Raw genomic sequence first — 12,082 nt, forward strand, 5'->3', positions numbered from 1 at the left:
TACCCGGCCATCAGGTTGGTGCCTGACCGCACCGAGGTCGCATCCCCGCACGGACGCCGGAGCGCAGCCCCGCAGCAGGTCTCCCTGGATTCATCGCCTGGACAGGCGAGCACCAAGCTGTCGAGCCTCGAAGTCGAGCCCAGGCGGCAGGAAGTTCCGTCAGCTTCGAGGACCTGGGGTCGCGGCATGCGCGCTGTCCAGATCACCCGGTTCGGAGGCCCCGAGGTCCTCGACGTCGTCGACCTGCCCGACCCCGTCCCCGGCGACGGCCGGCAGCTCTACGAGGTGAGTGCCGCAGGAGTCAACCTTGCCGACACCCACCACCGCCTGTCGTGCAACTGACCTGACAGCCGCGCCCCCACGCGGTTCCGTGTCTCGCCGACCCGCAACGACACGCGTCAGAGGCGGACCGCGGTCCGGACGAGTCCGGCTACGGCGAGGATCGACTCTGCGGAGGCCACGCGATGACGGTGGTGACTGCGGGCGCATCCACGACCGGCACCAACGGCCCTTCCCGCAGCGGGAAGGACGATGAACCCGGCAGGCCTCGGTGCTGGCGAGGTCGGATCGGCTCTCGGAGCACGGCCGGCGTCCAGCGGTCACCGCGTGATCCACAGAGCGCGCATCCCACCGAGCTCGACAGCTCGTGGCGGCGGATCCGGGCGGATCGCCGGGGCCCCAGGACGTCCAGCGCGCAGGGCGTGTGCGGCGATCTACCGGGAGCTCGGCCGCCGCGGTCCCCCGATCGGCGCACCACCGCGAGTTCCTGAGCGGTGGCGACCGGGCGTCCGGCCGGACGCCCGGCCGCCTGGGAGGGGGGCGTGCTCAGAGAGACGGGTCGCCCTCCGGCACCTCGGTCGCGACCACCTCGGCCACCTCCGCGTCCCCGCCGGACAGCCCGTCAGCCTGCTCGTGCTCGTCGTGGAACGCCAACCAGCGCATCCCGAGGGCCTCGCGCTGCTCGTCGTCGACGGCCTCCTTGAACGGAGGGAAGAAGTCCGTCTCCTCCTCGCTCATGTGGTCGGCGTTGACCTGCCGCACGGTGCGGACCGCCTCCCACCAGTGCTCGCTTCCGACCTCGTGCTCCTCGACAGCGGCCGCGGCGTGCCGGATCTCGTTGTGGTCGTGCACACCCTCCGCCGTCTCCTGCTCGCCGTCCGCCTCCTGGGCGAGCAGCGGATAGAACAATTGCTCCTCGGCGACGGCGTGCACCTCCAGCTTGGCGTGCAGTGCCTCCCACGCGGCGGCGAGCTCCTGGCCGGACAGGTCATCGAGCGCTGAGAACTCCCGCCGGAAGACCTCGTGCTCGGCCAGGACGAGGGTGGTGATCTCGAAGTCGGACACGCCGAACCCCTACCCGTACCGAGCAGAGGTAGGCGGATGGAGCAGGCCGGGCGTTCGACCACTCGCCCCCTGTGCGCGGCTGCCGGACGAGTCGGACACGCATGGGGTCGAGGGATGCCCCGGCACGGTGGGCGGTGAGCACGTGGGCCGGGCTGCTGCCCACCGCGAGAACCACACGGCTTCGGCGCCCCCAGGTCCTCGACGTCATCGACCCCCCGGTCCCGTCCCCGGCGACGGCCAGCAGTCGTACCAGCTCTGCACACGTCGCCGGCCGAGCTCGGCGGGGCCTTCGACGACGACGTCGGCCTGCTCGCAGTACGGGCCCACCCCGAGGACCGCCCGCGGCCCCCGGAAGCCGGACCGTCGGTGGAACCGGCCGACCTGCGGACCGCTGACCGACGGTTCCCCGGCTCGCGCTGGGGATCAGTCCGGGAAGTCGGTGCTGACGCTCAGCTCCTGCCACTCGTCGGTCTCGGCGAGGGCCGCGCCGAGCACCTGCCGGTAGCTGGTCAGGGCGTCGCTGCCCAGCAGCAGCATCGCCGGCGGAGCGGCGGACTCCACGGCGGTGAGGATGGCCCGGCCGGCGCGCGCCGGGTCGCCCGGCTGGGTTCCGTGCGTCGTGTCGCGCTCCCTGCGTCGCTTGCCCGCCGTCCCGGCATAGTCGTCGATCACGCTTCGGGACTGGGTCAGCGACCGGCCGGAGAAGTCCGTGCGGAACCCGCCGGGCGCGACGACCGTCACCGAGATGCCCAGCGGTCGCAGCTCGTCGCGCAGGGAGCCGGACATCCCCTCGACTGCCGCTTTCACCGCTGCGTAGTAGCCCGATCCCGGTGGCCTGATGTGGGCGCCGATCGAGGAGACGTTGACGATCGCGCCCGCGCGACGCGCGCGCATCCCGGGCAACACCGCCTTGATCATGGTCACCGACCCGAAGAAGTGGGTCTCGAACAACGCACGGACGTCGGCGTCCTCACCCTCTTCGACCGCGGCGCGGTACCCGTAGCCGGCGTTGTTGACCAGGACGTCGACGGCGCCGAAGCGGTCCTCGGCCTGGTGGGAGACAGCGGTCGCTCGCGCCGGGTCGCTGACGTCCAACGCCGCGCCCAGCACGCGGTCCGGAGCCAGCTCCACGAGGTCGGCGACCGTGGCCTCGTCGCGCGCGGTGACCACGGCGTGGTGGCCGGCCCCGATGACTGCTTCGGCCAGGGCTCGACCGAGCCCGCTCGAGCAGCCGGTGATGAGCCAGGTGGACATGCTGTTCCTCTCCGAGAGTGGTCCTGTCCGGGCTGCCGAGGCCCGGACGGTCGACCGCGACCGCTCCCGGTCTGCAAGCAGGTTCCCCAGCCGAGGACGGTCCCAACCACACGGGGCAGCCGCTGACGGGCGGCCCACTGCGCGGCGGTCGCCCCGGGCGCGGACGGCTTCCCCGGCCGCGTGGACGTCGGGCGCGGGGCTCGGGGAGGATGGCCGCGCCATGGTCACCGCCCCGCCGTCCCCGCGACCGGACCCGTGGCCCGGCGGCAGCCGCCCCCTGGCCGTCATCGTCGTCCGGGAGCACCGGTGATCGGCCGGTTGCTCCTGCTCGGTGCCACGGGCGACCTCGCCGGGCGGTTCCTGCTGCCCGCGCTCGCCCGGCTGTCGGCCGACGGCCGGGTGCCCGACGGCCTGCAGGTCGTGGGCGCCGCCGTGCAGGACTGGGACGACCGGACCTTCCGATCGCACGTGGCCACCCGGTTGCGCGAGCACGCCGGGGACGTACCGACCGCGGTACGGGACGCGCTGGTCGGTCGCCTGCGGTACCGGGCGGTCGACCCCGGAGCGGCCGGCACCGTCGCCGCCGCGGCGCGCGCCTTCGACGACGGCGACGGCGACGGCGACGGCGGGGGTGCTGACCGCGCGGCGGTGGCCGTCTACCTGGCCCTGCCCCCGGCGCTGTTCCCGGCGATGCTGGGCGCGCTCGGCGACGCGGACCTGCCGGCCGGCAGCCGCATCGCGGTGGAGAAGCCGTTCGGTACCGATCTGGCGAGCGCAGTGGCACTGAACGACCTGCTCACCCGCGTGACCGGCGGCATCGAGGAGGCTGCGTTCCGCGTCGACCACTTCCTCGGGATGCCCAGGGTGCAGGCGCTGCTGGACCTGCGCGCGCCCGGCCGCTCGCTGGCACATGTCTGGGACAGTGCCTCCATCACGGAGGTCGACGTGCTGTGGGAGGAGACGCTGGGGCTCGAGGGCCGGGCGGACTTCTACGACCGGACCGGTGCCGTCAGGGACGTGGTGCAGAACCACATGCTCCAGGTCCTGACCCTCGTCGCGATGGAGCTGCCGGCGCGGCCGACCGAGGGCGACCTGCACGCGGCCAAGCTGGACCTGTTGCGGTCGGTCCGCGTGCTCTCCGCCGCGGAGGTCCCCGTCCGGACCCGGCGGGCGCGCTACACCGCCGGGACACTGGGCGGGACAGGCGCCACCGGCCGTCGGACCGTGCCCGGGTACACCGACGAGGACGGCGTCGACCCCGCGCGCGGCACCGAGACCTACGCCGAGGTGCTCCTGGAGCTGGACACCCCTCGGTGGACCGGCACCCGGTTCGTGCTGCGCACCGGAAAGGCGCTCGGAACGCCCCGCAAGGGAGTCGCCCTCCACTTCCGGACCGCCGCGCCGGCGTGCGACCCGAGCGACGCCGATCGGGTGGCGGCCGACCGGTTGTGGATCGAGCTGGACGCGCCGGAGGAGGGCCGGCAGCCCGGTGTGCAGGTGGCCGCCCCGGGCGAGCGCACCGCGTACGGCCAGGTCCTGACCGACCTCCTGTCCGGGGGGAGCCGACTCTCGGTGAGCGGCGAGGAGGCCGAGCAGGCCTGGCGGATCGTCGATCCCGTGTTGCAGGCATGGGCGCAGGACGCCGTGCCGATGCTGGAGTACCCCGCCGGCGCGGCCGGCCCTCCCCCGCTCGAGGGCACCGCCGGCTCGAGGCGGTGATGAGCGTTCCGAGGCGACCAGCACCACCTGGTCGTAGGGCCTGCCCGCACAGGACTGCCCCGTGCGCCGTCCGCTGTCGGCCCCTGGAGCCGTTGTGTGCCGGTGGAGCCCTAGCCTCAGGCGCATGCGAGCCGTGCAGATCACCCGCTTCGGCGGCCCCGAGGTCCTCGACGTCGTCGACCTGCCCGACCCCGTCCCCGGCGACGGCCGGCAGCTCTACGAGGTGAGTGCCGCAGGGGTCAACTTCGCCGACACCCACCAGACCGAGGACAGCTACCTCGCCCCGCAGCAGCTGCCGCTCGTCCCCGGCGCGGAGTTCGTCGGCCACCCGGCCGGGGGCGGCGAGCGCGTCGTGGGTCTGCTCGAGGGCGGCGGCTACGCCGAGAAGGTGGTCGCCAACCCGCGGCTGACCTGGCCGGTGCCCGACGCCGTCACCGACGAGCAGGCCCTCGCCGTCGTCCTGCAGGGCGCCACCGCCTGGCACCTGCTGCGCACCAGCGCACACCTCGCCGCCGGCGAGTCCGTCGTCGTCATCGCCGGTGCCGGCGGGGTCGGCTCGCTCGCCGTCCAGCTGGCCCGCCGCTGGGGTGCCGGGCGGGTCATCGCCACGGCCTCCAGCCCGGAGAAGCGGGCGCTGGCCGAGGAGCTCGGCGCCGACGCCACCGTCGACCCCGCCCTGGCCGACGACGACCCGAAGACCTTCGCCGCCGCGCTGCGCGAGGCCAACGGCGGCAAGCGCGTCGACGTCGTCCTGGAGATGACCGGCGGCAACGTCTTCGACGGGTCGTTCTCCGCGCTGGCGCCCTTCGGCCGGCTGGTCACCTACGGGATGGCAGCCCGGCAGGAGACCCGGCCGGTCGCCCCCGGCGCGCTCTTGGGCACCAGCCGTGCTGTCGTCGGCTTCTGGCTGGCCCACTGCATGGGCCGCCCGTCGATGATGGACGACGCCATGACCGAGCTGCTGCCGCTCGTGGCCGACGGCGCCCTGAGGCCCGTGGGCGGAGGCCGCTACCCGCTGACCGCCGTCCGCGAGGCGCACCAGGACCTGCTGGCCCGCCGCACCACCGGAAAGCTCGTCCTCGACCCCTCCCGCTGAGCTCCGCCCCGGGGCGGTGACGCTGCGCACGCGCGCTGCCCCGGGCCCTCCTGCTCCGAGTGAGCCCCCTCCCCCCGACGGGTTGGAGGGGCTCCCGAACGCACTGCCGGCGAAATACGGTCGATCCCGTTCGCAGTCGGGGGTGTGCAACGGCGCCCGGTCCCCCTGCGGTCTTCCGATCGCTTCCGAGGGGGGACCCCCGTGCCCGAAGGCACACCTGGACCGCGCACGTCCGCGGTCCGTGACAAGGCGGCCCGTGCGGCCGCGCTCGCGCTGTCGGCGGCCCTGCTGGCCGGCTGCCAGCTGCCCGACGTCAGCATGAGCCCCGACCTGCCGACCGGCGACGCCGCCGCCGCGTCGGAGACCGCCCGGCCCACCGCGGCCGGGCGCACCGTCGCCATCGCCGCGGCGCCGTCCACCCCGGACCGGCCGGCCGGCGACCTGGACAGCGGCTCGCTCACCCGCACCCTGCCGGCCGGTGACCGCACCGTCGTCGTCGACTACTGGACCACCGACCAGGCGACCACGTGGACGGCCGAGGACGACAAGACGATCCAGCTCGCCGCGCACGTCGAGGGCGGCGACACCGACGGCGAGACCCCCGAGGTGCTGGTCACCCGGTTCGCCGTCACCGGCGACGACGGCACCACCCGCGCGCTGGTCACCGAGGACCGCGGCGAGTTCGCCCTCACCCCGCCGTTCAGCTACACCACCGCGCTGTCCCTGCCGGGCGCGCCGTCGACGGCCACCGCGCTGACCCTCTCGGTCCAGTTCGACCTGCTGGTCGAGACCGAGCCGGACTCGGCGCGCTACTACCGCCAGACCGTGCTCGACACCCTCGAGCTCCCGCTCCTCCAGGAGGACCCCTCGTGAGCCAGCTCGTCATCCAGGGCCAGCGGCGGGCGACCGACCGCGTGCACCTGCTCGCCCGCGGTGGTCAGTCCGTCCCCGACATCAGCTCACTGGTGCCCGAGGAGTTCGGCGGCCCGCAGGTCCGGGACGAGCAGCGGCACGCCACGATCAGCTGCGTCATCCCGGCCTACAACGAGGAGTCGACGATCGCCGACGTCCTCACCTCGCTGCTGTCGCAGACCCGCCCCCCGGACGCCATCCACGTGGTCATCAACAACACCGACGACGACACCCCGGAGATCGCCGGCCAGTTCGTCGGCGAGCACGTCCGCGTGGTCAAGGGCGAGAAGTACCTGACCGTCGTCCACGTGCACGACATCGGCGAGAACCCCGACAAGAAGGTCGGCGCGCTCAACTTCGGCTATTTCGTCAGCCGGGGTTACGACTACATCCTCGGGGTCGACGGCGACACCACCCTGGACCGGCGCTGCGTCGAGTGGCTGGAGAAGGAGATGGTCACCGACCCGCGCATCGGCGGGCTCTCGGCCGTCTACACCTTCGACAAGACCAGGGTGCACGGCGCGATGGCGACGTTCCTCGTCGCCGGGCAGCGGGCCCAGTTCGCCGGCTTCAACATGGACAACCTGGTCCGCGGCCGGAACATGGCGGTCCTCGGCGGGCAGTGCAGCCTGTTCAGCGTCCGCGCGCTGGAGGCGGTCATGTACCGCCACCACCAGTCCGCCCCGTGGGTGCGCGACTCCGAGGTCGAGGACTCCAAGCTCTCGCTGCAGATCAAGGACGCCGGCTTCAGCACCAAGATCAGCGCCCACGCCCGGGCCTTCGTCGGCCCGATGACCACGCTGCGGGCGTTGCACGGCCAGCAGGTGAAGTGGAACTTCGGCGGCATCGACCTGCTGTGGCCCGGTCAGCGCGGCGACAGCAAGGGCCAGCCGCTGCACCCCAACCTGCGGCTGCGCTGGTACGAGAACGTCTCGATGCTGTTCAACATCAGCGCGCGCATGGGCTTCCTGCTGCTGCTGGCCGCGGCCCTGTCGATCGACGCGTTCGTCTTCAACCCGATCTGGCTGATCCCGCCGGCCGTGGCGATGCTGCTCAACCTGCGCATCGCGCTGTCGATGCACGACAAGAGCGCCGTCGACATCTTCTACGCCCTGCTGGTGGCCCCGGCGGAGCTCTACATGTGGGTCCGCATGGGCCACTTCGTCACCGCGTGGGTGCAGTTCTTCGCCCGGGTGGAGAAGGACAACTGGGCGGCGCAGGCGGCGGCCGAGCGCGGCCGCGGGTCGGCGTACGTCATGCCGGCGGTCTGCGCGCTCGCGACCTTCCTCGTGCTCATCTACGCCTGGAGCCAGCAGAGCATCGGCGTCCAGTCGGCGATCCTGTCGATCGGCTGGCCGGTGCTCTACCTGCTCACGGTGCTGCAGACGGTCTTCATGGTGAAGAAGCTGGTCCGCCGCCAGCGCGGCTTCACGGTCTAGCAGCACCGCCCACGAGCCCGGGGTCGCCGGGGGACGACGAGGTCCCCCGGCGGCCCCGTTCGTCGTGCGGCCCGGGGTCCCTTCTCAGAACAGCCGCTGCAGGCGCCAGGCGGCCAGCCCGAGCCCGCAGGCCAACAGCAGGGTGGCCACCCGCACGAACCAGTACGAGACGTCCTGCGGCTCGGTGGTGTAGCCGATCTGGCTGCCCAGGTCGTCGTAGACGGCCTCGAGCTCGGCGCGGGTGCGGGCCTCGTTGTACTGCCCGCCGGTCTCCTCGGCGATCTGCCGCAGCGCGTCGCGGTCGATCGGCACCGGCGTCACCTCGCCGCCGATCTCGATCGAGCCGTAGTCGGTGCCGAAGGCGATGGTCGACACCTCGACCCCGGCTCCCTGCGCGGCGGCGATCGCCTGGGTGTTCTCCCGCCCCACGGTGTTGTAGCCGTCGGAGAGCAGCAGGATCCGTGCCGGCGGCAGCTCGTCCCCGTCGGCGACGTCGAGCGAGGACTGGAACGTGCTGATCGTGGTCAGCGAGGTGAAGATCGCCTCGCCGATGGCGGTGGCCTCCGACAGCTCCAGGTTGGAGATGGCGCCGTTGACCTGGTCGCGGTCGGTGGTCGGGGCCACCAGCGTCGAGGCGGTGCCGGAGAACGACACCAGCCCCAGGTTGATCCGCGGCGGCAGCAGCTCGACGAAGTCGGCGGCGGCGTCCTTCATCGCCTCGAACCGGCTGGGCTCGATGTCCTCGGCCTGCATCGACAGCGAGACGTCCAGGGCGAGCACGACGGTCGCGGTCTCGCGCGGCACCCGCACCTCGGTGCTGGGCTGGGCGAGGGAGAGCACCAGCCCGAGCAGCGCGGTCAGCGTCAGGCCGAAGGCCACGTGCCGCACCCAGCCGGCCCGCCTGGGCAGCAGGCTCGACGCCAGCCCGGTCTGGCTGAACCGCGCCGCGTACACCCGGCGGCGCAGCTGCCTGACCACGTACAGGACGGCCAGGGCGACGACGGGGACGAGCGCGATCAGCCACAGCGGTGACTGGAAACTCACGGGCGGGCCTCCCTCGTACGGCGGGTCGGGCCGCTCACCGGGACGCCCCGCCGCTGCCGGCGCGCCGCCGGTCGGCGACGAACCGGACGACGTCCATCAGCCAGTCGCGGTCGGTGCGCAGCTGCAGGTGACCGGCGCCGGCGCGGCGCAGCCCCGCGGCGATCGCGCGGCGCTGCTCGGCGGCGCCCTCGGCGAAGCGGGCGCGGAACCGCGGGTCGCCGGTGGGCACCTCGAGGGTCTGGCCGGTCTCGGGGTCGACCACGGTGAGCAGGCCGACGTCGGGCAGCTCGAGCTCGCGCGGGTCGACGACCTCGATGCCCAGCAGCTCGTGCCGGGCGCCCAGGCCGCGCAGCGGGCGCTCCCAGTCGGTGTCGCCGAGGAAGTCGCTGACGACCACCACGAGCCCCCGGCGGCGCGGCGGGCGGCGCAGCGTCTCCAGCGCCGCGGCGAGGTCGCCGCGGCGGCCGCTGGTGGCGCGCGGCGTGGCGACGACGGCGCGCAGCAGCCGGTCGGCGGCCAGCCGCCCGGCCTGCGCCGGGTAGCGGTCGACCCGCTCGCCGGTGGTGACGACGGCGCCCAGGCGGTTGCCCCCGCGCACGGTGAGGTGGCTGACCGCGGCCAGCCCGGCGATCGCCAGGTCGCGCTTGTCGCACAGCCCGGTGCCGAAGTCGAGGCTGGCCGAGAGGTCGACCACCGCCCACGTCTCCAGCTCGCGGTCGGCGATCGTCTCGCGGACGTGCGGCACCTGCGTGCGCGCGGTGACCGGCCAGTCCATCCGCCGGACGTCGTCGCCCGGGTGGTAGGTGCGCGAGTCACCGGCCTCGGTGCCTGACCCGGGGACCAGGCCCAGGTGGTCGCCCTGCAGCAGCCCGTCGAGCCGCCGCCGGACGGTCAGCTCCAGGCGCTGCAGGAGCACGTCGGCGGGGCCCTCACCGAAGTGCGGCGGGGCGCCGTCGCCGGATCCGGGCGCACCGGCAGGGTCGCCGTCCCCGGGGTCGACGCCCGAGCCGGCTGTGGGTGCGGCGGCACCGACGAGCGCCAGCCCGGCGTCCTCCCCGGCCGGGTCGCCGGCCGCGCCGTCCGCCGCGCCGCCGCCCTTCCTCCGGCCGCGACGGAGGATCACGCCGGCGCGTTCCCGGGGACGTGCCCGTTGCCGCCGGGCTGGCCGGCAGCCGGCTGGCCCGGCGCGCCGAGCCGGAAGCCCTGGCCGTTCTGGCCGGCGGACGGCTGCGCCACCGGCGGGAACCCCTGGCCGTAGGGCGCGCCCTGCGGCGGGCCGTACTGCGGAACGCCGGGCGGCGGGACGGCCGGGCCGCCCGGGACGGCCGGGCCGAAACCGCCGGAGCGCTGCCGCGGGGCGACCTGCGGCAGCGGCACGGTCTGCAGGATCCGCTTGACCACGTGGTCGGCCGGCACGCCGTCGGCCAGGGCGTCGTAGGACAGCACCAGCCGGTGACGCAGCACGTCGGCGGTCACGTCCAGGACGTCCTGCGGCAGCACGTAGTCGCGGCCGCGCACCAGCGCCAGCGCACGGCCGGCGGCGACCAGGCCGAGCGAGGCGCGGGGGCTGGCGCCGTAGGACACCCACGAGGCGACGTCGTCCATGCCGTGCTCGCGCGGCTGGCGCGTGGCGACGACGAGCCGGACGACGTAGTCGACCAGCGCGTGGTGGACGAACACCTGCGAGGCGGTGCGCTGCATGCGGCGCAGGTCCTCGGGGCCGAGGACCGTCTCGGCGACCGGCGGGGTCGAGCCCATCCGGTAGATGATCTCGCGCTCCTCCTCCGGGCTGGGGTAGTCGACGAGCACCTTCATGAGGAAGCGGTCGCGCTGGGCTTCGGGCAGCGGGTAGACGCCCTCGGACTCGATGGGGTTCTGCGTCGCCAGCACGAGGAAGGGGTCGGGCAGCGGGTGCGTGACGCCGCCGATGGACACCTGCCGCTCGGCCATGACCTCCAGCAGCGCCGACTGCACCTTGGCCGGCGCGCGGTTGATCTCGTCGGTGAGGACGAAGTTGGCGAACACCGGGCCGAGCTCGGTGTCGAAGGCGTCCTGGCCGGACTTGTAGATGCGGGTGCCGAGGATGTCGGCGGGCACCAGGTCGGGGGTGAACTGCAGGCGGGCGAACTTGCCGCCGACGACGGTGGCCAGCGTCTCGACCGCGAGGGTCTTGGCCACGCCGGGCACGCCCTCGAGGAGGACGTGGCCGCGGGCGAGCAGGGCGACCAGCATGCGCTCGACCAGCCGGTCCTGACCGACGATCACCCGCTTGATCTCGAACAGCGCGCGCTCCAGCCGGGCGGCGTCCGCCGACGGTGGGACCGGGGCGCCGGAGCCCGCGGCGGTGGCGCCGACGGTCTTCTCGAGCGGGGTGCTGGCAGCGCTGGTCACGGGGCTCCCTGTCGTACCGGTCCACGGCCCCCGAGCCAGGACGAGCCATGACGCGGTGAGGCCGGCGACGGGACTCCTCTGCCCGTCCGGCGCCAGTGTCCCACCCGGAGCTGGGTGTCCGTCTCCCGCGCGGGGGCGCCGCGCCGTCGCCGGGCGACACCCTGCCGCTCCCACCCGGGACGACGCGCCCGAGGGCCCTAGGGACGCGGCGCTGCGGCTGCTAGCGTGGAGGGGCGTCGGGCAGCTCCCCCCGTGGCTGCCCGACGCCCCATCTCCCCCACGGTGAACGTCCCCGCGACGAGGTCACCCTGTCGGCCGGACCGCCCCGAAGTAGTCGCTGCCGAACCACATCGACGACACCCTGACGACGTCGCCGCTCTGCGGGGCCTGGACCACCTTGCCGTTCCCGACGTAGAGCGCGACGTGGTAGATCGACGTGTACGAGCTGCCCGAGCCCCAGAAGACCAGGTCGCCGGCGCGCAGGTCCGACCGCGCCACGGTGGAGCCGCGGAAGCGCCACCACTGGTCGCGGCTGGTGCCACCGATCTGGATGCCGGCCCGCGCATAGGCGTACTGGGTCAGCCCCGAGCAGTCGAAACCGTAGATCCCGGTGTCCGGCGGGATGCCGTAGCTCGGGCCGTTGCTGCCGCCGCCGCCCCAGCTGTAGGGCAGGCCGCGCTGGGACATCGCCGCCGCGATGGCGGTGTCCACGGCCGAGGCCGAGGGCGCGCCGGCCGTGGTGGCCGGCGGCGTCGGGTTCGACGACGGGGTGCCGGTCGTCGTCGAGCGGCTCGACGAGGTCGACGGGGAGCTGCTCGACGGGGAGCTGTTCGGCGAGCCGGACGAGGACGGGCTGCCGGAGCTCGACGACGGGCTGCTCGCC

Annotated in this window: 12 protein-coding genes; 6 read left to right on the top strand and 6 right to left on the bottom strand. The window is 74.0% G+C overall.

Annotation, left to right across the window (positions count from 1 at the left end):
- Positions 1 to 186 precede the first annotated feature (186 nt).
- The gene (locus tag ABQ292_RS24165) at positions 187 to 342 is read left to right on the top strand and encodes a Zn-dependent oxidoreductase (protein ID WP_369210259.1); all 156 of its coding nucleotides are present in this window, start codon (positions 187 to 189) and stop codon (positions 340 to 342) included.
- A gap of 483 nt (positions 343 to 825) precedes the next feature.
- On the opposite strand, the gene ABQ292_RS24170 is transcribed toward ABQ292_RS24165, so the two are convergent.
- Together ABQ292_RS24170 and ABQ292_RS24175 are read right to left on the bottom strand one after the other, a co-directional pair.
- Complete coding sequence (locus ABQ292_RS24170) at positions 826 to 1,344, bottom strand: hemerythrin domain-containing protein (RefSeq protein WP_369210260.1); 519 nt, start codon at positions 1,342 to 1,344, stop codon at positions 826 to 828.
- A gap of 423 nt (positions 1,345 to 1,767) precedes the next feature.
- Positions 1,768 to 2,598 (bottom strand): oxidoreductase, encoded by an 831-nt coding sequence (locus ABQ292_RS24175; RefSeq protein ID WP_369210261.1) that lies wholly within the window; start codon positions 2,596 to 2,598, stop codon positions 1,768 to 1,770.
- A 306-nt stretch (positions 2,599 to 2,904) separates the two neighbouring features.
- On the opposite strand from ABQ292_RS24175, the gene ABQ292_RS24180 reads away from it, so the two are divergent.
- The 4 genes from ABQ292_RS24180 (at position 2,905) to ABQ292_RS24195 (ending at position 7,764) form a co-directional block, all read left to right on the top strand.
- On the top strand, positions 2,905 to 4,317 hold the full coding sequence (locus tag ABQ292_RS24180; RefSeq protein ID WP_369210262.1) for a glucose-6-phosphate dehydrogenase: 1,413 nt from the start codon (positions 2,905 to 2,907) through the stop codon (positions 4,315 to 4,317).
- A gap of 124 nt (positions 4,318 to 4,441) precedes the next feature.
- Positions 4,442 to 5,413: a quinone oxidoreductase family protein gene (locus ABQ292_RS24185; protein ID WP_369210263.1), complete on the top strand. Its 972-nt coding sequence runs from the start codon at positions 4,442 to 4,444 to the stop codon at positions 5,411 to 5,413.
- 201 nt (positions 5,414 to 5,614) lie between these two features.
- Positions 5,615 to 6,286 (top strand): hypothetical protein, encoded by a 672-nt coding sequence (locus tag ABQ292_RS24190; protein ID WP_369210264.1) that lies wholly within the window; start codon positions 5,615 to 5,617, stop codon positions 6,284 to 6,286.
- On the top strand, positions 6,283 to 7,764 hold the full coding sequence (locus tag ABQ292_RS24195; RefSeq protein WP_369210265.1) for a glycosyltransferase family 2 protein: 1,482 nt from the start codon (positions 6,283 to 6,285) through the stop codon (positions 7,762 to 7,764). The genes ABQ292_RS24190 and ABQ292_RS24195 overlap by 4 nt, the downstream gene beginning before the upstream one ends.
- A gap of 84 nt (positions 7,765 to 7,848) precedes the next feature.
- Here ABQ292_RS24195 and ABQ292_RS24200 read toward each other — a convergent pair whose 3' ends face one another.
- The 4 genes from ABQ292_RS24200 to ABQ292_RS24215 all read right to left on the bottom strand — a co-directional run bounded on the left by ABQ292_RS24200 (position 7,849) and on the right by ABQ292_RS24215 (position 11,910).
- The gene (locus tag ABQ292_RS24200; RefSeq protein WP_369210266.1) at positions 7,849 to 8,808 is read right to left on the bottom strand and encodes a VWA domain-containing protein; all 960 of its coding nucleotides are present in this window, start codon (positions 8,806 to 8,808) and stop codon (positions 7,849 to 7,851) included.
- 34 nt (positions 8,809 to 8,842) lie between these two features.
- On the bottom strand, positions 8,843 to 9,931 hold the full coding sequence (locus ABQ292_RS24205) for a DUF58 domain-containing protein (protein WP_369210267.1): 1,089 nt from the start codon (positions 9,929 to 9,931) through the stop codon (positions 8,843 to 8,845).
- Positions 9,928 to 11,199: an AAA family ATPase gene (locus ABQ292_RS24210; protein WP_438940627.1), complete on the bottom strand. Its 1,272-nt coding sequence runs from the start codon at positions 11,197 to 11,199 to the stop codon at positions 9,928 to 9,930. The genes ABQ292_RS24205 and ABQ292_RS24210 overlap by 4 nt, the downstream gene beginning before the upstream one ends.
- A 303-nt stretch (positions 11,200 to 11,502) precedes the next feature.
- Positions 11,503 to 11,910 (bottom strand): C40 family peptidase, encoded by a 408-nt coding sequence (locus ABQ292_RS24215; protein WP_369210268.1) that lies wholly within the window; start codon positions 11,908 to 11,910, stop codon positions 11,503 to 11,505.
- Here ABQ292_RS24215 and ABQ292_RS24220 point away from each other — a divergent pair.
- A partial coding sequence (locus ABQ292_RS24220) for a hypothetical protein (RefSeq protein ID WP_369210269.1) occupies positions 11,897 to 12,082 on the top strand: 186 nt, incomplete at its 3' end. The two genes, ABQ292_RS24215 and ABQ292_RS24220, sit on opposite strands and share 14 nt — an antisense overlap.

The sequence above is a fragment of the Geodermatophilus maliterrae genome (genome assembly GCF_041018925.1).
Taxonomy (GTDB): Bacteria; Actinomycetota; Actinomycetes; order Mycobacteriales; family Geodermatophilaceae; genus Geodermatophilus; species Geodermatophilus maliterrae.